Raw genomic sequence first — 21,724 nt, 5'->3', positions numbered from 1 at the left:
TTCTTCAAAACAAACGAAGTGATGAATTTGTGAGAAAATTACCAAATATTTTTAGAGCTAAGGAATTGAAGGCTGGTTAACTGGCTTTTCGCTTTTGATTCAAAAAGTAAATCACAAAAGGTGGACAACTCTGCTACCAATCTAGGTAAAAAAAGGACTAGCCAGACTAATGCGCTTTAAGTTAAAAAATAGCTTCTAAATAAAAGAGGCTGTCCCAAATCTGAAACAGCCAATTTTCTATTTTTTGGTGATGGACATGAATTGATTCCCTCGCTTTCCATACATACCCTTGTCTTCAAAATCAAACACCAAAAATGTAAATGGATGGACATCAACATGAATTAATTGCTCGGCCCCTGAAGTAAGATCTACTTCATAAAATCCTTCAATTTTATAGTCCGTATCGCTTCCAAAGGTCTTGTGAAAAACGAATTTATTATCTTCCACATTAAATTTCTTAAAAAGAAAAGGATACCCTTTTAATGCCTCTGTTGTTTCATAAACTTTTACCCCATCCTTTTTCACAATGAGGCTATAATAGGGTACTCGATCCTCAAATGGCCTCTCGGTATCAGTTTTCACTAGAAAGGTAAAGCCATTTTGATCATAATAGGCTAATTGTTCGCCATCATCACCTGTTTGAAGACTCACAAGCTCAAGGTCAGCTGGATTTATTTCAAAGCCGTCGATAATATGTCTGTCGAAATTATCTTCCTGAACAAATCTTGAAAAATTTCCAAGAGAAACTGCTTCTCCTGAGGTAAGATCTATTGCCTGATGATTATAAATGTTAGGAAATCTATTGTTTACGATTACAGTATTTTCGATTACTCTAGAAACCTGCCCAATACCATTCGAAGAGGAAGCGATAAGAGTAGATTCTTTTGTAGTAATATTCATCTTTCGAAGAGATCCTTCCTTATAGAGAAACTCCTCATCAGAGGACGCACGGATCAAACTACCATTTATTTCATTATCTGTGAAATAGGTGTTTAAACTTTTCGACGCTAAGTCCAAGCGATGAATTTTAAATTCGTTGCCACTGAAATTACTGATAAAGAGAAAATCCCGAGAAGGGCTGAAATCAAAATCTATCGTCCGATCTAATTCTGCGATTACTTCAAAATTAAAATAGCTCTCAAAGACATGCTGATACTCGGGCATTCGGTAAGTATATCTCGTATTTGGCGTTCCTGGATCTGACACTTCTACCAAAAAATAATACTCCGCATCTTTATCAAATTCAAAATCAAAGGTCGCACGCTTTCTGGTAGTACCCACCCACACAAAATCATTGATACCGGCAGTGGCTAATGTATCCGAGTCCTGCATCAAAAAAACTTGTTTATACTGATAGTCCTCCAATTGATCAAAATCGAAACTCAGGGAATTTTCTGAAGTGGGAATAGTATAAAATCTCAAATCTCCTTCCAAATTTTCAAAGACTACTGGCGGAGGAGGGGGTACTGGAGTTTCTGATTCCTGGACGCAGGAAAAAAAACAAAATAATGCTGAGATTGAAAATAATCCCTTGGATGAATTAAAGATTCGCATAGATAAACAGTTGGTTTATAAAACTAAAGTTCTTTAATATACCGATTTATGGGTTGAGGGTTGCCTTTTTTGCAAAAAACATTTCTGTTTATGTCCGCCACTGACAGAATAGCGTACGATTACGAACAGTATTCTTTTTCAAAAACCCTCTCCCTTTCAAATTTGAGCCTTTTTCGAATTTGGTCGCCTTTTGGCATATAGAATTGGCACAATACGAAACCAACTTTATTTAATGCCATGAATACTTCAATCTTCACACAAAAAAACATCTGTGCAGCACTCGGATTGGCAATGGCAATGACCATCGTAATCAAAGCAAAAACAGAAGCCAATCTTGCTCACAATACTGCCCGATTTGAAACTACTAAACCAACTCCACAGATCGGATTAGAATCAGAGAACGGTCCTGATATCCTTCAGGTAAACATCTTAAAAAACGAAAAGCCCCGGGTTTCCGGGACTTCTTAAAGACAAACTCGTAAGGGTTAATTTGGTTGATTGTTTGGTTAAAAAGAGGTGAGTATTGCTCACCTTTTTTTTTATGAGTTTATCTGAAATGGGGTGAAATAGCATTTCTTAAATTCAAATCTGATCAAGTGACATTTGGCTATTAACTGAACGGTTTTTCCAATAGCTCTCACTTTACTCAGTTGATCAACTTTCCGTAATCGTATTCAGTTTAGCCAAGAAGCTATTGTAATATTGTCTTCCGACCTGCACGATAGCTCCTCTTTTTAGGGTGATTTCTTTGGTATTGAAGCTTTCGATCTGACCGAGATGCACGATAAAGGATTTTTGAACCCGCAAAAACAAATTGGAAGGCAAAATCTCCTCAATTTCTTTCATGGATTTGCGGATGTGATAATCACGGTTTTTGGTGAAGATGGTGACCATATTTCCATTGGCCTCGATGTAATAGATATCCTCGTAGGGCACTCGTTCAAAGGCATTATCCGCTTTGATAAATACAGCATCGGTCACCAAGAATGGACTCTCGGAGGGGGATTTGACCACGGCGGCCTCTGTACTCGGCTTCGTTCGCTTATTGTAAAGAACAATCTCCACAATCGCATGAATATCATTCGTATTGAATGGCTTTACGATAAAGCCCGCAGGATTGATCCGCTTAGCCCGCTCAATGATCGTAGGATCTGAGTAGGAGGTGACAAAGACTAAAGGAACATCAAACATTTGATGGATGATTTCTCCCAATTCGATACCGTCCTTATCCCCTTTCAGTTTGATATCCATAAAAACCAAATCCGGTCTGGTCTTCTTGATAATCTTGATACACTGATTGGCGGAATTGGCGATATCAATATTTTCGAAGCCTAGGATTTCAAGAATTTCTTGGATGTTTTCCGCAATACTGGGATCATCCTCGACAATTAGGATGCGCTCTTCTTTCATAAGTTGCTAGCAATCAATGCTTTTAAGTGAATAATGCGTAAGTGTTTCAAATTTCTTACTCCAATTATACACTAATAATACAATTAATTCCTGAAAATCAAATGCTTTTTTTTAGGTATGAAATCTAGCGAGCGATAATTTTTCGCCAAAAAGGGAGCCTTCCGACATTTCGGATTGGAACTTTGAGACCCTTTACCTCTATTTTAGGTAGCAGACATAAACCTGATCAATAATAAAGCGCGAATTCTTAGAGGCTCATCATTTCCTTGAAGCGGGCCGCCTGTCTACGGCTAACTTCAATTCTATCGCCGCCACGAAGGGTCACGACTAAGCCACCATTAAACCAAGGCTCGATTCCCTCTACCCATCCTAGGTTGATGATATGCTTGCGACTTGCTCGGAAAAAGGACTTCTCATCCAATCGCTCATCCAAGGCATTCAGTGATTTATGAATCATCGGTTTGACATTGTCAAAGTAGACCTTGATGTAGTTTCCATCCGATTCAAAAAGGCGAACATTAGCCAAGCGAACAAACCAACATCGATCTCCATCTTTGACAAATACTTGATCGTCTAAGGTCAGTTTCTTATTGGAAAAGGAAGAAGGAAACTCATCTTGCTTGGCAGTGGAATCTATCTTTCCAGATAGGCGCTGAATGGCTTCTTCCAATCGTTTAGGCTCAATTGGCTTCAGTAGGTAATCCAGCGCATTGACCTGAAAGGCCTTAAGCGCATACTCATCATAAGCAGTGGTAAATATGACATGGGGCACATTGTCCAACTCCTCCAAGAGGTCAAATCCGGTCTTTTCAGGCATCTGAATATCCAAAAAGATCACATCCGGATTGAGTTGCTCAATTTTTTCTTTGGCATCTTCCACATTGACCGCCTCTCCGACGACTTCGACAGATTCCAATTGGTTAAGAAGGGTGATCAGCTCTTTTCTTGCTAATCTTTCATCGTCAATTACAATGGCTCTCATAGTTGTTCTTTTTGTTAGTCTAAAGTTACTCTTTGTTTCGGGATTTTGATTTCTGTAATCACAAATTGATTCCCTGAGTTGAAAATCCTGAAACTGGCTTTCTCTCCATAGATTAATTTCAAGCGCTGCACGGTATTGCTCAGGCCATGTCCGCCGGTAGCTTTGGGCTTGAGACTCGGCGGAGCAATCAGATGTCCGCTATTTTTGACTTGAATATACAGATCATCCTCCAATCCTTCCCGGCATTTGATCTCAATCAGTCCGCCTTTGACCAGATTAGATATCCCATGCTTGATTGCATTCTCCACGATAGTCTGTAGCATCATAGGAGGTATTTTGTAATTAAAAGCCTCATCTTCAATTTGATATTCGACTTGAAGTCGCTCTTCAAAGCGTATAGATTCTAAGGCCAAATAGTCTTTCACCGTATTCAACTCATCCTCAAATTCAATAGTCTGCTTTTTATCCATCATCAGAGAAAAACGGAGAATATTTGATATTCGGGTAATGGCACTTTTGGCTTTGTAAGGATCCTCATCTACCAATGCACGGACACTATTGAGCGCATTGAAGATAAAATGTGGATTGAGTTGGCTCTTGAGATGGTTGAGCCGAATTTGATTGATTTTGGCTTCGTACTTCAAGGTGTTGTTGTAATTATCCAAAAAATGAAATAAGAAATACAGCAAAAACCAGATGGCGTAGAAGAGAAAGGCGATGAATAAGTTGGCCAGAATGACCAATACCCTAAAATCCCGCTCTACATTAAAGGTATCGAAGGCAATATTGATCAGAATCTCCACGACCACATTGACAAAACTCATCGCCAAAATGGCCAAAAGTGACTGAAATACAAGTTGGGGTATGGCAAGCTTAAACCAATCGTAAGTTTTGACGATGTAGCGGATGAAATGCGTAGAGAGCAGGTAAAAAAGTGCTAAAAGCACAAAAGCCATTACCTGAACTTCCGTAATTCCCCGAGGCGACAAATACGCAAAGGCAATGTTGACACAGGCGATACTGCCCCAGCCGAGAATTTGGAGTGTCCAGTAAAGGCTAATTCTATTCATAGAACTGCAATTTACACAAGCCTTTGACAGCCGTGTTCAGGATTTTGATAAAAGGACTCAGGAACTGATTTCACCCGCTATCAGGGGTTTAGAAATGGAAGCATTTGGGAGCACTAGCCCCAGTAGCTAAGCCCTAGCCCACCAAGACGCTACTCTCCAGCTCAGCTTTGAGAAACTTACCGGTATAGCTCTCGGCATGTGAGGCCACTTTTTCAGGAGTTCCCTGAACCAAGATACTTCCTCCTTTATTGCCGCCTTCAGGACCCAGATCCACAATATAGTCCGCTACTTTGATCACATCTAGATTATGCTCAATGATCAGGACGGTATTGCCTTTTTCTACCAATTTTTGGAGGACATTCATTAGCAATTCGATATCCTGAAAATGCAGCCCTGTGGTCGGTTCATCAAGGATATAGAAGGTCTTCCCCGTGTCCTTTTTAGATAGCTCAGTGGCGAGTTTGACTCGCTGTGCCTCACCCCCTGAGAGAGTAGTTGCATGCTGGCCTAAGGTGATGTAGCCCAAGCCAACATCATGCAAGGTTTGGATTTTACGCAAGATCTTTGGCTGATGCTCAAAAAACTCTACCGCTTGCTCTACGGTCATTTCCAAGACGTCCGAAATGGACTTGCCTTTGAATCGCACCTCTAAGGTTTCTCTGTTATAGCGCTTTCCTTTGCAGGTCTCGCATGGAATATGCACATCTGGCAGAAAATCCATTTCGATGAGCTTCATTCCCGCACCCTCACAATCTTCACATCTCCCCCCTTTTACATTAAATGAAAATCTTCCCGGTTTGTAGCCTCTGATTTTGGACTCAGGAAGTTCGGTAAATAGGGTTCGAATGTCAGAAAATACCCCTGTATACGTTGCCGGATTGGACCGGGGAGTTCTACCGATAGGAGACTGATCCACTTCGATCACCTTATCCAAATGATCCAAACCATCAAAGGACTTATAGGGCATGGGCTCTTTTTTGGACTTGTAAAAATGCTGACGCAAAATCGGGTACAAGGTCTCGTGGATCAAAGTACTCTTTCCACTTCCTGATACTCCGGTGATCAAAGTCAGTGTACCTAAAGGAATTTTTAAGTTCACATTTTTAAGGTTATTGCCACTCGCTCCTTTCAATACCAAGGCCTCACCCTTTCCTTTTCGCCTTTCCTTAGGTATGGGCAAGCCTAATTTTCCTTTCAGGTAATCAGCGGTAACACCACCTTGCTTCAAGATCTCTGCAGGCGAACCGGAAGCCACTACATGCCCTCCATGCCGACCAGCACCGGGTCCCATATCCAGTACAAAATCCGATTCCAGCATCATATCCTTGTCATGCTCCACTACCAAAACCGAATTACCAAGATCTCTAAGACTTTGAAGTGCTTGGATCAATTTGACATTATCTCGCTGATGCAGCCCGATACTTGGTTCATCCAGGATGTAGAGTACCCCCACCAATTGGGTTCCGATCTGGGTAGCTAAGCGAATCCGCTGTGCCTCTCCTCCAGATAATGTCCGAATCGGGCGGTTCAAAGTCAGGTAATCCAAGCCAATATCCAGCAAAAAGCCTATCCGCTTCCGAATTTCTTTTAATACCTCATGACCAATAATCTGCTGCTTTTCAGTCATTCGGCTTTCCAGTCCTTCAAACCATTCTCCCAAAGCAGTGATATCCATCATCGCCAATTGACCGATATGGGTATTGTCAATTTTAAAATGAAGTGCTTCTTTCTTTAGACGATAGCCTTCACAGTCCGGACAGGTTTGTGTCACCGTAAACTCGGATACCCAATCCTGGATTTTCTCGGAGCTTCCCTCCTGGTATTTTTGAAGAAAATTAACAATGCCCTCGAAAGTTGTATTCCACTTGGTACCGGGGTATTTGACCGAATCTACTGCAACCTCCACCTTATCCCCATAGAGCAATACCTCCACCACATGCTCAGGGAGCTTTTTGATTGGAGTACTCATGCTACACTTATAATGCTTGAGGATCGCTTCTATTTTCTTGAAAATCCAGATATCCCGATACTCACCCAAAGGAGCTATTCCACCTCTTGTGATACTCAAGTTGGGATCTGGAATGATGCTCTCCCGGGTGATTTCCTCAGTGACCCCCAATCCATTACAGGTTGGGCAGGCACCATAGGGACTGTTGAAGGAAAAGGAATTTGGAGCAGGCTCATCGTAAGAAAGCCCTGTCTCGGGATCCATCAGGTACTTCGAAAAATGATGAATTTCTCCATTCTCATCCCTGAGCATCATGACTCCCTTGCCATGCTGAAGCGCAGATTTCAAAGATTGTGTGATCCGAAAACGGTCCGACTCATCCGCGACTATTCGGTCGATGACTATTTCTATATCATGAATTTTATAGCGATCCACCTGCATCTTAGGCACCATCTCCATCACTACTCCATCCACACGCACTTTGGAAAAGCCCATTTTACGGATTTGCTCAAAGAGCTCTCGGTAATGCCCTTTTCGGCCTTTGACTACAGGTGCGAGGATGTAGAGTTTCCTTCCAGAAAATTTAGAGAATAGCTGCTCTATTATCTGATCCTCGGTCTGTCGGATCATTCTGACCCCTGTTTCATAAGAGTAGGCCTCGCCCGCCCTAGCGTACAGCAAACGCATAAAATCATAGATCTCCGTGACGGTACCTACGGTGGATCGAGGGTTTTTGGAAGTGGTTTTTTGCTCTATAGCAATAACAGGGGACAATCCATTGATTTTGTCTACATCAGGTCGCTCCAGCCCCCCTAAAAAAGAGCGTGCGTAAGCAGAAAAACTCTCAAGATATCGCCGCTGCCCTTCTGCATAAATGGTATCAAAAGCTAAAGAGCTCTTGCCGCTACCACTCAGCCCGGTGACTACTACGAGCCTTTCCCTGGGTATTTTGACATCGATATTTTTCAAATTGTGCTCTCTTGCACCAAAAATCTCTATGTATTCTTCCTGCGAGGCAGTGACTTTGCTCATAAATTTGGGGGGCAATTTAAAGGGACAAAGGTAAGAAATTATCAACGGATAAAAGCTCAACCCAGAGCCTATCTAACTAAGCATCGGGTAATTTGGTTTGCAATGCGCTACTAAAAGCCTTACCTTCTCAGAAGAAGTAAAAAAACTAGGACAAGAAGTGAATTTTGCTGCTCCCTAGAGCTGACAATTGAATAGAAACCGTATTTTATTCTATTAGAAGAGGTTTTTGGATTTATTTTGAAAGCATTATTCTGCTTTTTATCCAAATACTTTACAATTTACTCTTTTAGGTATATAACTTCTTTCTTATAAAAAATGTGACAAAAGTCATGTTTATAGGCAATACTTGTCAAGGTTTGGGGAGAGGTCCCCATCTACCTTTGATTCATCAAAAGCAACAAACCAACCCTTTAATACAATGAAAAGGTTCAAAATTATTCCCATCCTATTAGCTGCATTATTCTCCTACGGAGTATCTATAGCACAACAATCCTATAGTATCACAGGGCCTGTGGAAATGAAAGTTTCCGGCACCTCCACCATTCACGATTGGGACATGGTCTCCAATGAAGGAATCAGCGGACAGGCTCAAATGACACTTGAGAACGGAAAACTCTCCAAGATCCAATCGCTTTCACTTAGTGTGAACGTCAAAGGTCTTAAGAGTGGTAAATCTTCAATGGATAAGAATGCTTATGCTGCCCTGAATGCTGACAAGCATGAAAAGATCAACTTTCAATTAACCGAGATCATGAGTATTTCTGACTCGGAAGTAAAAGCGAAAGGAAAACTGACCATCTCTGGCAACGAGCAGCTTGTCACTCTAACCGCTCCATATCAAATCAGCGGCAATCAAATCAAATTTAACGGCAAACATGAGATCACATTTACCCAGTTTTCTTTGGAACCACCTACCGCAGTATTTGGAACCATCAAAACCGGTGATGAGCTCACTGTGAGCTTTCAAACTACATTTTCCCAAAAAAATTGACCCATTAAATTCTAATCGCTATGAAAAAGCAATCCAACTGGCTTAAAGCAGGTGCATTTGTACTAGCAGCCATGACTTCAACTGCAGCTTTTGCTCAAGAAAATGAAACCGAACTTCAGTACTTCAGAGCAAATGACAAAAAAGGACTCAACGTATTCGAAACTCCAAAGCAAGAAGACAAAAAGTTTGACAAAGTACGAGTATTTGTCGGCGGTGACTTTGCCTTGCAGTTCCAGTCCATCAATCATTCCAATTCATTGAACAACCTGGTCGATCTAGGATCCAATGTAAACCTACCCACTGCCAACTTAAACATTAATACCCAACTGGCTGATGGAGTACGCTTACACTTGAGAACTTACCTCTCCTCCAAGCACCATAATGAAGCTTGGGTAAAAGGTGGACACATGCAAATCGACAAATTGGACTTTATTCGCCCCGGATTCCTTGAAGGACTGATGAATAAGGCCACCATTACTGTAGGTTTGGACGAATTTAACTACGGTGATGCACACTTCCGACGATCTGACAATGCCCGGGTGATTTTCAACCCTTTCATCGGAAACTACATCATGGACTCATTCTCTACTGAGGCATTTGGTGAGGTAACTGTACAGGACAACGGCTTTCTTGCTGTAATAGGTGTATCCAATGGTAAGCTGAACCAATCTGTAGTGATCAACGACAACTCAGATAACAAGATCTCTTTCTACGGAAAGCTTGGTTTCGATAAGCAATTAAGCGAAGACTTGCGATTCCGATTGACTGGTTCCTGGTACCTAAATAACGGAAGAACTACTGGAACTTGGCTCTTTGGTGGAGACCGAGCTGGATCTCGATACTACAATATCATGCAAACTCTTGAAGGCAATCCTAATGACTTCGAAGGTCGATTTAACCCAAGATTTCAACAAATGTCTGCCATTCAGTTTAACCCCTTCATCAAATACAAAGGCTTAGAGTTCTTCGGTATCTATGAAATCGTGAGTAACTCTGAAGAATTGGGCAACGGACAATTCACTCAACTAGCAGCTGAAGCGCTCTACCGATTCGGAAATACTGAGCAGTTCTACATCGGTGGCCGTCTCAACTCTGTCAATGGCAATGCCAATGAAAGTGCTCCTGACCTTCAAATCAACCGTACCAATATCGGTGGGGGCTGGTTTATGACAAACAATGTGCTAGTCAAACTAGAGTATGTCAATCAGCAGTACAAGTCAGGTTTTGCCGCAGACAACAAGTTTAATGGCGGTGAATTTAGCGGCATCAATATAGAAGCTGCAATCAGTTTCTAATCAAAGAAAAATAATTATTCCTAACTTAAAGGCCGGCCCCTAAGGCTGGCATTTTTTTAAAATCCATAATCATGAAAACGCTAGCAATGAGTTGGACAGTTTTTGCAATGATCCTCATCGGGTCTATTCCTGCCGACAAAAAAGAAAGCCAATGGCTGGTGTCTGACAAGAGTGTGGTGGAGATTTTAGGAAAAACCAATATCAATAGTTTTGAATGCCAATCGTTTAACTACAGTGGAAATGACATTTTAACTGAAGTGCTTTTCCCTGAAAAAAATCATGCAGTTTGGTCTGGAGAGATTGTTCTTTCTTCAGAAAACTTCGATTGCTTTAATCGCATAATGACCAAGGATTTTCATCAGACCGTCAAGGCTGAAGAACATCCGCAGATAAGAGTGCGCTTTTTGGATTTAATTCGAAAAAATCCCAATACCCCACAAGAAAGCCTCAATGGAAATGTGGAAATCACCTTGGCAGGTGTCTGCCGCCGATTTCCGATTTCTTGTGATTTAAAGTTTGAAAAAAACGGCAAAACCCGACTTCTAGGGTCTCAAACCGTAACTTTTAGCGATTTTCAAATAGATCCACCGGTGAAGTTTCTCGGCACGGTCAAAGTCCAAAATGAAATCAGCGTCCGATTCGGCTTAGTCTTGGAAGAAATTTAAGTCAAACCGTCAATTCGATCCAATTGCCTTCGGGATCTTCGATTACACTTTCATAATAGCCATCTCCTGTCAGTCGGGGCTGACCAATTACAGGAATACCCGCTTGCTCAAAATTAGCCGTAATGCGATCTACCTCTTCCTGAGAGCCCAAACTGATCGCAAAATGTGCCAAGCCCATTTTCTCACCACGCTCACCAAAATACACCGTGATATCATTGCGATGCATTAATTCCATCCTAGGGCCATCGGTTTGACTCAAAAAATAGGAAGAAAATCCTTTAGCAGGGTTTTGGTATTTTTCTCCTGCCTCAAAACCAAAATGAGTGCAGTAAAACTCCTTCATCGATTCCAGATTTTTGACCCAAAGGGCTATATGCTCAATTTTCATTATTTCCTTATCGAAGTTTGCCTACAGGAATTACCTTCCAGTTTTGATCAAAGTATGGAGTACGCTCATAAAACCAACGATAGATACTTCTCGGGGAGTTTGCCCAATCAGGATTGGCCTCTTTAGCTCGCTCAAATTCAGCCTTCAATACGGCATCCTTATTCAATAACTCCTTCATCATGGGCTCCATGATATAAGTTTCCATGTATTCTGTTTGAGAAAGAACGGACATAAAATAACCCCACTGGAAAAAACTATCCACTGATTCGGGTTCGAGGAGAATACTAGCCAATTCTCCCAAATTTTGATCCACCGGGATCTTGACCGATCCTGGGGACAAGGTAATTTTTCGGGTTATCGGTTTGGTTACGAATGACTGAAATCGAATTTTTCCCTCAAGCGGACTGTTGGAGAGCTTATATTCAGTCAAAAAATCAAACTCTAGTTCGATCTCAAGAGAAGATTCTAAGGTCTCCATGTTTAATCCATGCTGTCGGAGCTTTTGGATCACTTCAGTCCATTCTGCCGGGACAAAATAAGCCTCCGGCGTACTCACTTGCTGTACAGGTCTGTCCATCAACAAGCTAGGGACCTGCTGTGTAATAGGTTTGCCTTTCCACTGAATGTATTCCCTACCCGTAAGTTCCGATTTAAGCTTTTCGGAGGCTATCCCCAGAAACTCCATGGTATCTGCAGGATTTTCCCTGAAGCCAAACTTAACAACCAATTCGTCTTTAGCTTGATTTTGGTCTGCTTCTACCGCCGCTTTTACTGCTGAATAATGCCTCCCTATGCTTTTGATCGCTTGCTCCAAAAACACATAGGTCCCCAAAACCCGCTGTCTGAATGGCTTGAGAGAATGATTTTCGATCAATATTGACGGCAAATGACGCGCATCACCATAGGTATGAGAAAATCTTGGACTAAAGGAAAATGCCACGTTTCCTTCGGAAAAATCCTGTCCGTTGGCAGCAAAGAGTAGCGGACCCGGAATATGTCCCCAATCATTCAGCGCCTGATCCACCTCGGGTTGGAATTTTTCCGATAAAAAGGCACTTATCGCCGGAGAATACCCACCCGTTTTGACATAGCCGTAGGTAATGTCATATTGATAATCGGCGCCATCAGTCACGTGCACATCCACATACAAATCGGGATCATAGGCATTGATCACTTCCACCACTGCACGAACGCCGGCAGTTTCGAGCTTGGTATAGTCTCGGTTGAGATTCAAATTCTGTGCATTGGTTCGCCAGCCCATTTCTCGAGGGCCTCGCTGATTGACACGCCCGTATTCACTTCTCCGCTCATGTCCATCCACATTCAGAATGGGTATGAAAAGCAGGGTTGACTGACTAAGCAAGTCTTTTTTGCTACCATGCACAATATCTCTCAGCAGCATCATCCCGGCATCTTTCCCGTCAATTTCACCGGCATGAATCCCCCCATGAAAGAATAGGACAGGCTTATCGGCATTTTTTATCTTTTCTGCTTCAAATTCAGCTCCTTCTGAAGCGATGATCAACCAAATATCCCTTCCCTGCTCACTTTTACCTAGGGATCGCATGTGAATAAGCGGAGAGGAGTCGGCAAGTTTACGAAGCCAAAGCACTGTCTCCTCATAGCTAGGCGAAGTCATCAAGTTGTCTCGTTCTCCGGGTGTAATCCAAGGATTCTCACCATTGGCCATCAAAGCTGCTGATTTCCCCTCCCATGAAATCAATGGAGGCATAAAATCCTGAGCAAAAGTCTGAAGGCTTGAAAAGGCAAAGGCAAGGAATAACAGTTTTTTCATAAGAGTCGAATTGAAGAACAAAATAAAGGCTCAAAGCGGAAATTCCGATTTGAGCCTTTAAAAGTATGATAAGCGGTGCTTATTTTGGATCGTACATGAGCTGGTAATACTCTGCGGCCATCCGATTACTTTCGAAGAAGCCATTCACTTCCCTCATCCCTTTATAAAGCATATTTCTCCAGTCCTTAGGTCGCTCGTAGTAGGTAGGGAGGATTTCATTTTCCAATATCTCAAATAGCTTATTCATGTCGTATTCGTCCGTATCCTGTACACTCATAGAAGCATAGTTGGCTGGGGGAACGATGAAACTGTTTTTTCCATGATCTGCAAATTCACAGATCCAACCATCGTAGGTTGAAAAGTTGACCGATCCGTTCATCGAGGCGGTCATTCCGGAGGTGCCAGAAGCCTCTCTAGGCACACGTGGATTATTAAGCCAGATATCAGAAGCCTGCTTAAGTCGCTTGCTAAGTGTCAACTCATAACCTACACAAACCGCGACATTGGGATAGCTTTTGCTTAGGTGAACCAGCTGATTGAATACGGAAATAGCTCCATAATCCATAGGGTAGGGCTTACCTGCCCAAATAATCTGCACCGGAAACTTGGTATTTCTCATCAGGGCATCGAATCGGCGCAAATCCCGGGTAATCAGATCTGCACGTTTGTAAGCTGCAAACCTCCTTGCCCAGACTATAGTCAATACATCAGGATCTAGGAGCTTTCCTGTCTGATCTGCCACCAGCTCAAAAGCACGCTTTTTCAGATGTCTTTTTCTGTCTAAAAAGCCAGAATCATCTTCATTTTCCATGAAGCGATAGAGCTGCTTATCTGCCCAATAGCTGAAGTTTTGGGAGTTGGTGATGTGGGTGATTTCAGGAATATCAGAATAGTTTTTCCACATCTCCCGGCTCACTTCACCATGAAGCTTGCTGACACCATTGGCCTTCCGTGCAAAACGCAGCGCAGCCAAACTATGGTTAAATATATCTCCATCCATTCCTGTAAGTCTCTTGACCTCATCCATCGGAATTCCATTGAAAAAGCTCATTTTATTTAAGAGATGAAAATCATGTTTTTCATTTCCTGCTTCCTCGGGCGTATGGGTAGTGAATACCAATCGATTTTGGACTGCCTCTTTGCTTCCGAATTTTTGCATCAGATGAAATACAGCACTAACACCATGGGCCTCATTGAGATGGTAGACATCAGGGTTAAACTTGAGAATGTCTAATAGCTTGGCACCACCCAAACCCAATAGCATGCATTGGGCGATTTTAGCAGCTGTGTCTGCATCGTAAAGCTTATGGGAAATGGTCTGACTGAGGTAGTCATTCTCGGGAAGGTCTGTACTCAAAAGAAAAAGCGGGGCAGACTGAAAGGTCTCGGGGGCAAGATACCAAGCCTTGACCCAAACGGGATTGTCATGGACAATAATTTGGAATTTGATTCCGGTATCCTGCAGAAAGCTGTACGTTTTTTCATACCACTCCGGCTTGAGCGTTTGATCCTGATTTCGGGTCTGATCGTAATAACCGTATTTCCACAAAATCCCGATACCAATCAAGTTTTGTTTTAGCTCATAAGCACTACGCAGGTGCGAACCGGATAGGAAACCCAATCCTCCAGAATATATTTTTAATGGCTGATGGATAGCAAACTCCATGGAGAAATAGGCTACTCGCTTAGCATAAGCATCAGCTAATTCATAGGGTACTTTGTACTTTGTAAAGTCGGTCATAAGGTTGAGATTAAGTGCTTAAAATTAGAGCTTATTCTAGTCCCATCAAGAAACTAGACAAAAGTCCCCAAATATTATTTTTCCTTTAGAAGCTCATACTTCTTTTGCTTGGTTTTCCAGCGATCTAGGGCATACTTTTGCATGTCTTCTATCTGATCTTTTTCGTCCAAGATTTCAAATCCCAAAAGTGTTTCAATAATATCTTCTAGTGTGGCGATACCATCCATTCCTCCATATTTGTCCACTACTATAGAAATATGCTCTTTTCTCTGAATCATCAAGTCCCAAGCATTCAGAAGGGTGGTTTCCTCAGGAAAGGTTAATATTTCACGTTTAATATCCTTTAGTTTTAGATCAAACTGATCTTCAGCTAGTTTTTCAAAAACGAGTTCTCTAAAAACATAACCGGTAATATTATCTCTATTGTCACGGTAAACCGGAATCCTAGAAAAGTGTAAAAATTCCTTATTTTTCAAGAATTCTTGAAGCTCCATTTCTTCATTTGCCAAGACCACTACTATCCTTGGCGTCATGATCTCCGAAATTCTAAAACTCTTCAGTTTGATAAGATTTTGGATAATTTTATTTTCCTTCTCTGCAAAAATACCTTCCTCCATGCCTATACTCGCCAAAACTGAAATTTCATCTCTGCTCGTTGTCAATTCCTTTTTACTTCTGCTCAATGCTTTAGTAAGAACAGATGAAATTAATACTAATGGATAAGTAATAAATACGGTGGCTCTGATCAAGGCACTTGCAATTCCGAGAAGCTCCTTTGCATAATTTGCTCCGAGTGTCTTAGGAATAATCTCTGTAACTACTAAAATTAATAAGGTCAAAACTGCAGATACAACTCCAAAGTAAGCCTCACCAAAGACCACTGTAGCTTGAGCTCCTACTCCTGCAGCACCCACTGTATGAGCTACTGTGTTGAGTGATAAAATGGCAGATAAAGGACGATCGATATCCTTTTTCATTTCGATCATGATATCCGCCTTTTTATTGCCTTTAGCAGATTGAGACCTAAGGTATGAAATGGGAGTCGAAAGTAAAACGGCCTCCATAATCGAGCATAAAAATGAGGAAACTAGAGCAATAAAAAGATATATAAGTAATAAGGTCATTTTGCTAGAAAGGATTAATTAAATGCCAAATTAGAAATTTTTTTCAGGAGACGCATCGATATGAGAAAGAGTAAATCTAATCTTACTATGAAAAAGCTCTTTGCACCAAGCTATCCCTATTTTTGTCTGAATTGACATTTTATTCCTGCAAAAAACCAAAAAGCTCCTCAGAATTATTCCAAGGAGCTTTCATTTTACTTATTGATGAATTATTTCTTTAAAGCAGTCAAGTATCTCTTATTTGCCTCTTCCCAGTTGATCACATTCCAGAATGCGGAAATGTAATCCGGTCTTCTGTTTTGATAGTTGAGGTAGTAAGCATGCTCCCACACATCCAGTCCGATGATCGGAGTACCTTTGATCTCAGCTACATCCATTAGTGGATTGTCTTGATTAGGAGTAGAAACTACTTCCAATTTGTCCGCTGTAGTCAAAATCAACCAAGCCCAACCTGATCCAAATCGTGTAGCGGCAGCTTTATTAAAAACGTCTTTGAAATTATCTAGATTGGCGAACTTATCCGTGATCGCGTTGGCCAACTCGCCTGTAGGCTGACCTCCTCCATTTGGAGATAGGATGGACCAGAATAGGCTGTGATTGTAGTGACCACCACCATTATTTCTCACGGCTACATTGGATCCTGCGACAGTCATCAATTCTTCTAGAGACTTTCCTTCTAGATCAGTTCCAGCCACTGCATTATTAAGGTTAGTTACATACCCATTGTGATGCTTGCCATGGTGGATTTCCATAGTGCGCGCGTCAATGTGTGGTTCGAGTGCATTGAATGCATAGGGTAAGGATGGGAGTTCAAAAGACATATTGTTTTAAAATTTATAGTTAAACATGAATTAAAATTGCTCAAATCAGCTGTTTGAAGAACCACTGCACCATCAAAAAGGTTCTTCAAACTTCAAATTCCTGTTATTTCCTGAGTTTTTTAAAAAAATCATTTAAAAGCTGTGTCGACTGCTCCGCCAATATTCCGCCTTTCACGGTGGTTTTGGGGTGCAGCACCGGAGATCCCACCTGCTGATATCCTCTCTTCGGATCACCTGCCCCAAAATAAACTTCGCTTATCTGAGACCAAAAAAGCGCGCCTCCGCACATCAGACAGGGCTCCAGCGTCACATAAAGCTTACAATCCACCAGGTATTTACTCCCCAAATAATTGGTCGCTGAGGTGATGGCCACCATCTCTGCATGAGCGGTGACATCATTGAGTCTTTCGGATTGGTTGTAGGCCTTAGCGATGACTCTATTTTTGCAAACAATGACTGCTCCCACAGGAATTTCCCCCTCTTCAAAAGCTATTTTTGCTTGCTTGAGCGCCTCATTCATGAAATACTCATTGGAAAATAGCTCCATTTATCTGAAATAATCTAGAATTTCATTTCTGACTCCTTCATTGATCACAATGGCCAAAATCAAAGAAACTAAAAGACCAATAAATGCTTTACTGACGTCTTTCCTTGCCAAGGTAAATGCTCGGTATCTCCAAGCATGCTTTTTCTTGGCTTTTCCATGCTTTCCAATGGCAATCGCCAATTCCCGACCACCAAGCAAACCAATAAATACCCAGGTGGTACTCATCGGAACGTTACTGTAAATCTTGAAATAGAATAGAATGATCGCATATACAAAATCCACTATGGTAGCGGCCCTGACATCAGTGACATTTGATTTCTCATTGACAATACCTTGTATTTTGTCTCCTTTAAGGTAAAAGAGAAATCCTAATCCCACAAAAACAAACCCTGCATAGACTACAAATTCCCAAACCCCTAATTGTCTTGGTAAAAATACGGCAATGTTTGCGGCATCTTGCATGATCCAAACTGACCATAACGTACCGGAAGTAATCCACTGAAGAATCCACCAATAAGGCTTTGCCTGACCTTTGAGGTAGTTTTTAACAAAGCGTTCTAAGACAAACCACACTACAATAGCAATAATAAAAGCCAGCAGGTAACCGACAAAACTTTTGAACATCACGTCGACTATCGTGCCTGCTTTATAGGTGAATACGTTCAACAAAAGAAAAGTAGTCGATACCGGCATACGCATCCTAGTCATAATGAGAAGGACAATAGGTGCGGCTAATTGTAAAAAGACAAAACTCGTAGGCGCCTGCTCCAATCCGGGTGTACTCAATCGCTCATAACTGACATCCCCATTAAATGTGAGCCAGCTGTAGGTAACTGTCCCTAAAAAAATCAGTCCCATGAAAAGCCATAACCAGTACCACTTCCTATTCTGATTGGAGGCGATGAAGGTTCCTATGGTCTGAATACTGTCATTTGCGATAGCAGAGTAGGCCGCAAGCGCAAATCCAAACCACATCGCGGCATAGGTATACGGGGTGATGATCGCAGCTATCGAAATCAAAATACAGATTACGATCAAAAATGACTTTTCTTTTTTGGTAAAATCAAACAGTGAATAAGCGGTTTTCGAAAGCTTCTCCTGATTGATATTTTGGTCTATATTTTTCTTGGCCATGGTGTGGGCTTATGGGCGTTGCGACAAAATTAAAGAAGTTATTTCGCAAGCCATGTTAAGAAATTGTTAACTAAGCACTAATCGTTCGTTTGTCAGGGATTTCCATCTTGTATTTCGCAAAAAAATTTCAACTTTTGCCAAATAATCGGAAAAAAATTTGGATTCTGACTATTTAAATAAATCCAATATTTTCCCACTAAACCAACATAGAGCAGCCGATCAAATGGAAAGCTGGGATCAAGAAATCAAAAAGCCAAACCCTATCCAGAGTTATCTGCTGATGCTGATAGCCTTGTTGCTTTTTATATTTTCGATAGATATGCTGACCGTTTCGATGAGAAACCTCAACAGCAGCGTCTCAGAAGAGCTCTTCTCCGCCACTCAAAATCCATTCATTAGCTTATTCATCGGGCTATTGATGACCGCGCTGATCCAGAGCAGCTCCACTGTGACCGCCAGTATAGTGGCCGTGGTCGCTTCCGGCTCTATCAGTCTGCAGCAGGCAGTCCCCATGGTGATGGGAGCCAATATTGGCACGACATTGACCAGTACACTAGTCTCTTTTTCTTTTATCATGAAGAAGAAAGAATTCAAGCGGGCTTTATCCGCAGGGATTCTTCATGATGTATTTAATATTTTCACGGTGCTACTGCTTCTCCCTCTTGAGTTGTATTTTCAGATACTCTCCAAATCTGCAGTTTTTTTGGCTGGTTTTTTTACCTCCAATGAGCCCTCCTCAAATTCTTATATCACAAATACTGTTTTTACTAGACCTCTCACCGAATGGGTAAATGATGCCATAGGCATTCCTTTTCTTACCACATTGGTAGCCGTATTTTTGGTATTTGCAGCCATCAAACTATTAGCCACCTCTGTCTACAAAACATTCGTGCAGGATAGCTTCCGAGACATCAATAAGATTGTCTTCAAAAAAACCGGCATGGCGCTTATCTACGGGATCTTTTTCACAGCCGCTGTACAGTCCAGCACGGTGACCACTTCCTTGATCGTGCCTTTAGTCGCCAACCGAAAGGTCTCCTTGAAAAAGGTCTTCCCCTTCATCATTGGGGCAAATATTGGTACCACTATCACGGCCGCCATCGCAGCAGTGTACAAAAGTGAGGCAGCTATAGCCTTGGCAATTGTTCATTTTTTATTCAATACGATAGGTGCTATTGTCATTCTTTCTATTCCACCGCTAAGAGTTTTGCCTGTGCGCTTAGCCCTTTATATGGGCAAAAAATCCGTAAAGACTAGGTTTTTGGGTTTCGCCTATATCTTACTGACCTTTTTCATCATTCCCTTCTTACTGATTTATTTCAGTACCAATTAAGAGTTAGCCGCTTGCCAAGCTTTCATCAGGTCTTTAGCAGCACTTGTCCCCAATCGATCCGCTCCGGCTTCTATCAGGCTTAGCGCAAAATCAAGTGTTTTGATCCCTCCGCTTGCTTTAATGCCTACATTGGAGGAAAGCGACTCTCTCATCAGAAGGATATCCTCTACCTTAGCTCCGGAGGAAGCATATCCCGTAGATGTTTTGACAAAATCTACTCCTGAATCTTGACAGATCAAACATGCTTCTCGGATTTGCTCCTGACTCAGGTAGGCCGTCTCGATGATTACCTTCAGTGCCCTATCCTCATCATGACAGACTTTACTGATTTGGGCAATCTCTATCTTGGGCCAGTTCATCCCCGAATGGAAAGCAGTCTGAGACCATACCAAATCTAGTTCATCTGCCCCATTTTTGATGGCTTCCTTGGTCTCAAAGACCTTGGTAGCGGTGTCCTGATAGCCAAATGGAAAGCCAATTACCGTGACTACTTGAATATCCTGTCCCTCCAGCTCTCGATGTACTTTTTTTACCCAAAATGGAGGAACACAGACACCTATAAACTGACCCTCTATCGCATCCTTAACTAATTGATCTACCTCAGCACCGGTCATGGTTGGCTTCAGAAGTGTAGATTCTAAATACCTGTTAAACTGTATCATCTCCGTAAACAAAATCTTTTAAATACATAAACTCTAAGGTTAAATCCCCGTCTCGAGCCAAAGTGGCTTTTTCTAAGACCGGCGCAGGCTCCGAAAGTAGTGCCGGAATCACCCAATGGATCAATTGATCTCCGAAGTCCCTACTCGCTTCTCTAGGCAGCTCACAGGGTAAATTATCAATAGCCATCACCGAAATACTGCTTTGTTTTCCAAAAGCTTCTATTTCCTCACCACTCTCTCGATCGACATCGTACACGGGAGAGGCTATGGTAGATGCCCGGCGAGTAGTAGGCACTGAGCCATCAATATCGCAAGTAATATCCGCAATGACCGAAAGTGCAAAATCCTCACTGCCGATATCAGCCAGTTCAAATAATCTCGGGGCCTCTGGATCCCAATAGGCCGCGGCGATCAATAGCTCTCCTTCTTCGGCAAATTTGGCAAAATGGCTCTCGTAGCGATCAGGGTACTGGTAAAACTCTTCCTTGTCAAAGGCTCCGTCCGTCTTACGTCTATTGTAATCCTGAGAATGAAGATTGACAAATACAGGCTCTTCAAAATAAGCATGAATAAAGTCCTCCTTAGATACCTCTTTAATTTGAAGTGTTTCAAGGATTTCTCTTGCGCCTTTGCCCACTCTTCCCGAACCTGTCAAAATAATTTTTATAGGAGGCAATTGTACTTTTTTCAATTCCTCCTTCATATCAGCCAGATCAAAGCACTCATGCGCTCTCTTCAGATGAAAAAGATCTGTTTTATATCCATAGGTCCAGAAAGCGTTGTATGCTCCTACTACGCCTGCCCATCGACCAAAAGCCACCACTCGATTACCTGACTCATCCTTTAGTACTTCATAGTCGATCAATCGGATATTCTTTTCTAATACCTTGCGCAAAAGTCCCCTGTTGTAGGCTTGCTTCTTGATGGTATGGGAAAAAAAGAAGTAGGTTTTATTATCAATCAATTGACTAGGAGGCACTTCTTTTACTCCGAAAAGTACATCACACAGAGATATGTCTTCTAAGACTTCGATTCCTGCATTTCGGTATTCCTCGTTAGAAAAAGACCTGATTGGACAGGATTCCACGTAAAATTGCAATTTGCCCTCGTATTTTCCGGCAAGAAACGCTAATTGCGTCGGTGTAAAAGGACTTCGTTTGTCAGGAGGATTTTTTCCCTCACGAATAATTCCGATTTTCATAAAAATTTATGGGTTTACTGGGTAATTCAAT

At 41.8% G+C, this 21,724-nt stretch carries 19 protein-coding genes; 5 read left to right on the top strand and 14 right to left on the bottom strand.

What is annotated here, in order from left to right:
* Window positions 1–237: 237 nt before the first annotated feature.
* On the bottom strand, window positions 238–1,422 hold the full coding sequence (locus BLQ57_RS11440; RefSeq protein WP_139162714.1) for a hypothetical protein: 1,185 nt from the start codon (window positions 1,420–1,422) through the stop codon (window positions 238–240).
* 369 nt (window positions 1,423–1,791) lie between these two features.
* Here BLQ57_RS11440 and BLQ57_RS11435 point away from each other — a divergent pair, with 369 nt between their 5' ends.
* Window positions 1,792–2,022 (top strand): hypothetical protein, encoded by a 231-nt coding sequence (locus BLQ57_RS11435; protein ID WP_087939624.1) that lies wholly within the window; start codon window positions 1,792–1,794, stop codon window positions 2,020–2,022.
* A 186-nt stretch (window positions 2,023–2,208) separates the two neighbouring features.
* On the opposite strand, the gene BLQ57_RS11430 is transcribed toward BLQ57_RS11435, so the two are convergent.
* The 4 genes from BLQ57_RS11430 to uvrA all read right to left on the bottom strand — a co-directional run bounded on the left by BLQ57_RS11430 (window position 2,209) and on the right by uvrA (window position 7,996).
* Window positions 2,209–2,964, bottom strand: a complete 756-nt coding sequence (locus BLQ57_RS11430) for a LytR/AlgR family response regulator transcription factor (protein WP_087939623.1) — start codon at window positions 2,962–2,964, stop codon at window positions 2,209–2,211.
* Window positions 2,965–3,211: 247 nt separating this feature from the next.
* Window positions 3,212–3,946, bottom strand: a complete 735-nt coding sequence (locus BLQ57_RS11425) for a LytR/AlgR family response regulator transcription factor (protein WP_087939622.1) — start codon at window positions 3,944–3,946, stop codon at window positions 3,212–3,214.
* A gap of 14 nt (window positions 3,947–3,960) precedes the next feature.
* Entirely contained in the window at window positions 3,961–5,016 is a 1,056-nt protein-coding gene (locus BLQ57_RS11420; protein ID WP_087939621.1) for a sensor histidine kinase, read from the bottom strand.
* A 133-nt stretch (window positions 5,017–5,149) separates the two neighbouring features.
* Window positions 5,150–7,996, bottom strand: coding sequence for an excinuclease ABC subunit UvrA (uvrA, locus tag BLQ57_RS11415; protein ID WP_087939620.1), 2,847 nt, complete (start codon window positions 7,994–7,996; stop codon window positions 5,150–5,152).
* 418 nt (window positions 7,997–8,414) lie between these two features.
* Between uvrA and BLQ57_RS11410 the strand changes: the two genes are divergently transcribed.
* The 3 genes from BLQ57_RS11410 (at window position 8,415) to BLQ57_RS11400 (ending at window position 10,947) form a co-directional block, all read left to right on the top strand.
* Window positions 8,415–8,987: a YceI family protein gene (locus tag BLQ57_RS11410; protein WP_087939619.1), complete on the top strand. Its 573-nt coding sequence runs from the start codon at window positions 8,415–8,417 to the stop codon at window positions 8,985–8,987.
* A 20-nt stretch (window positions 8,988–9,007) separates the two neighbouring features.
* Window positions 9,008–10,282, top strand: a complete 1,275-nt coding sequence (locus tag BLQ57_RS11405; RefSeq protein WP_092824097.1) for a hypothetical protein — start codon at window positions 9,008–9,010, stop codon at window positions 10,280–10,282.
* A 71-nt stretch (window positions 10,283–10,353) separates the two neighbouring features.
* Entirely contained in the window at window positions 10,354–10,947 is a 594-nt protein-coding gene (locus BLQ57_RS11400; RefSeq protein WP_139162713.1) for a YceI family protein, read from the top strand.
* A gap of 1 nt (window position 10,948) precedes the next feature.
* Here the strand turns inward: BLQ57_RS11400 and BLQ57_RS11395 are convergent, their stop codons facing one another.
* The 7 genes from BLQ57_RS11395 to BLQ57_RS11365 all read right to left on the bottom strand — a co-directional run bounded on the left by BLQ57_RS11395 (window position 10,949) and on the right by BLQ57_RS11365 (window position 18,497).
* Window positions 10,949–11,335 carry a VOC family protein gene (locus tag BLQ57_RS11395; protein ID WP_175444665.1) on the bottom strand — a complete coding sequence of 129 codons (387 nt, stop codon included), beginning with the start codon at window positions 11,333–11,335 and terminating at the stop codon, window positions 10,949–10,951.
* Between the two features lie 7 nt (window positions 11,336–11,342).
* Window positions 11,343–13,130: a M14 family metallopeptidase gene (locus tag BLQ57_RS11390; protein ID WP_087939616.1), complete on the bottom strand. Its 1,788-nt coding sequence runs from the start codon at window positions 13,128–13,130 to the stop codon at window positions 11,343–11,345.
* Between the two features lie 79 nt (window positions 13,131–13,209).
* On the bottom strand, window positions 13,210–14,871 hold the full coding sequence (gene glgP, locus BLQ57_RS11385; protein ID WP_087939615.1) for an alpha-glucan family phosphorylase: 1,662 nt from the start codon (window positions 14,869–14,871) through the stop codon (window positions 13,210–13,212).
* A gap of 74 nt (window positions 14,872–14,945) precedes the next feature.
* A complete protein-coding gene (locus tag BLQ57_RS11380; protein WP_087939614.1) occupies window positions 14,946–15,995 on the bottom strand; it encodes a CNNM domain-containing protein in 1,050 nt (349 codons plus the stop codon).
* Between the two features lie 209 nt (window positions 15,996–16,204).
* A complete protein-coding gene (locus BLQ57_RS11375; RefSeq protein ID WP_087939613.1) occupies window positions 16,205–16,816 on the bottom strand; it encodes a superoxide dismutase in 612 nt (203 codons plus the stop codon).
* 103 nt (window positions 16,817–16,919) lie between these two features.
* The gene (locus BLQ57_RS11370; protein WP_087939612.1) at window positions 16,920–17,363 is read right to left on the bottom strand and encodes a nucleoside deaminase; all 444 of its coding nucleotides are present in this window, start codon (window positions 17,361–17,363) and stop codon (window positions 16,920–16,922) included.
* The gene (locus BLQ57_RS11365; RefSeq protein ID WP_087939611.1) at window positions 17,364–18,497 is read right to left on the bottom strand and encodes a hypothetical protein; all 1,134 of its coding nucleotides are present in this window, start codon (window positions 18,495–18,497) and stop codon (window positions 17,364–17,366) included.
* A gap of 157 nt (window positions 18,498–18,654) precedes the next feature.
* Between BLQ57_RS11365 and BLQ57_RS11360 the strand changes: the two genes are divergently transcribed.
* Window positions 18,655–19,830, top strand: a complete 1,176-nt coding sequence (locus BLQ57_RS11360; RefSeq protein ID WP_317042224.1) for a Na/Pi symporter — start codon at window positions 18,655–18,657, stop codon at window positions 19,828–19,830.
* Here BLQ57_RS11360 and deoC read toward each other — a convergent pair.
* Together deoC and BLQ57_RS11350 are read right to left on the bottom strand one after the other, a co-directional pair.
* Window positions 19,827–20,492 (bottom strand): deoxyribose-phosphate aldolase, encoded by a 666-nt coding sequence (gene deoC / locus BLQ57_RS11355; protein WP_087939609.1) that lies wholly within the window; start codon window positions 20,490–20,492, stop codon window positions 19,827–19,829. The genes BLQ57_RS11360 and deoC overlap by 4 nt on opposite strands.
* Window positions 20,479–21,693 carry an NAD(P)-dependent oxidoreductase gene (locus BLQ57_RS11350; protein ID WP_087939608.1) on the bottom strand — a complete coding sequence of 405 codons (1,215 nt, stop codon included), beginning with the start codon at window positions 21,691–21,693 and terminating at the stop codon, window positions 20,479–20,481. Before BLQ57_RS11350 ends, deoC begins: the two co-directional genes overlap by 14 nt.
* Between the last annotated feature and the right edge of the window lie 31 nt (window positions 21,694–21,724).

Origin of the sequence: Algoriphagus faecimaris (genome assembly GCF_900101705.1) — a bacterium.
GTDB classification, from domain to species: domain Bacteria; phylum Bacteroidota; class Bacteroidia; order Cytophagales; family Cyclobacteriaceae; genus Algoriphagus; species Algoriphagus faecimaris.
This window is presented reverse-complemented; position numbering and strand designations above follow the sequence as displayed.

What these genes read in the sequence shown, in the direction of transcription:
- BLQ57_RS11435 (WP_087939624.1), top strand. Translation starts at nt 1,792, where the DNA reads ATGAATACTTCAATCTTCACACAAAAAAACATCTGTGCAGCACTCGGA.
- BLQ57_RS11430 (WP_087939623.1), bottom strand. Translation starts at nt 2,964, where the DNA reads ATGAAAGAAGAGCGCATCCTAATTGTCGAGGATGATCCCAGTATTGCG.
- BLQ57_RS11425 (WP_087939622.1), bottom strand. Translation starts at nt 3,946, where the DNA reads ATGAGAGCCATTGTAATTGACGATGAAAGATTAGCAAGAAAAGAGCTG.
- BLQ57_RS11420 (WP_087939621.1), bottom strand. Translation starts at nt 5,016, where the DNA reads ATGAATAGAATTAGCCTTTACTGGACACTCCAAATTCTCGGCTGGGGC.
- uvrA (WP_087939620.1), bottom strand. Translation starts at nt 7,996, where the DNA reads ATGAGCAAAGTCACTGCCTCGCAGGAAGAATACATAGAGATTTTTGGT.
- BLQ57_RS11410 (WP_087939619.1), top strand. Translation starts at nt 8,415, where the DNA reads ATGAAAAGGTTCAAAATTATTCCCATCCTATTAGCTGCATTATTCTCC.
- BLQ57_RS11405 (WP_092824097.1), top strand. Translation starts at nt 9,008, where the DNA reads ATGAAAAAGCAATCCAACTGGCTTAAAGCAGGTGCATTTGTACTAGCA.
- BLQ57_RS11400 (WP_139162713.1), top strand. Translation starts at nt 10,354, where the DNA reads ATGAAAACGCTAGCAATGAGTTGGACAGTTTTTGCAATGATCCTCATC.
- BLQ57_RS11395 (WP_175444665.1), bottom strand. Translation starts at nt 11,335, where the DNA reads ATGAAAATTGAGCATATAGCCCTTTGGGTCAAAAATCTGGAATCGATG.
- BLQ57_RS11390 (WP_087939616.1), bottom strand. Translation starts at nt 13,130, where the DNA reads ATGAAAAAACTGTTATTCCTTGCCTTTGCCTTTTCAAGCCTTCAGACT.
- glgP (WP_087939615.1), bottom strand. Translation starts at nt 14,871, where the DNA reads ATGACCGACTTTACAAAGTACAAAGTACCCTATGAATTAGCTGATGCT.
- BLQ57_RS11380 (WP_087939614.1), bottom strand. Translation starts at nt 15,995, where the DNA reads ATGACCTTATTACTTATATATCTTTTTATTGCTCTAGTTTCCTCATTT.
- BLQ57_RS11375 (WP_087939613.1), bottom strand. Translation starts at nt 16,816, where the DNA reads ATGTCTTTTGAACTCCCATCCTTACCCTATGCATTCAATGCACTCGAA.
- BLQ57_RS11370 (WP_087939612.1), bottom strand. Translation starts at nt 17,363, where the DNA reads ATGGAGCTATTTTCCAATGAGTATTTCATGAATGAGGCGCTCAAGCAA.
- BLQ57_RS11365 (WP_087939611.1), bottom strand. Translation starts at nt 18,497, where the DNA reads ATGGCCAAGAAAAATATAGACCAAAATATCAATCAGGAGAAGCTTTCG.
- deoC (WP_087939609.1), bottom strand. Translation starts at nt 20,492, where the DNA reads ATGATACAGTTTAACAGGTATTTAGAATCTACACTTCTGAAGCCAACC.
- BLQ57_RS11350 (WP_087939608.1), bottom strand. Translation starts at nt 21,693, where the DNA reads ATGAAAATCGGAATTATTCGTGAGGGAAAAAATCCTCCTGACAAACGA.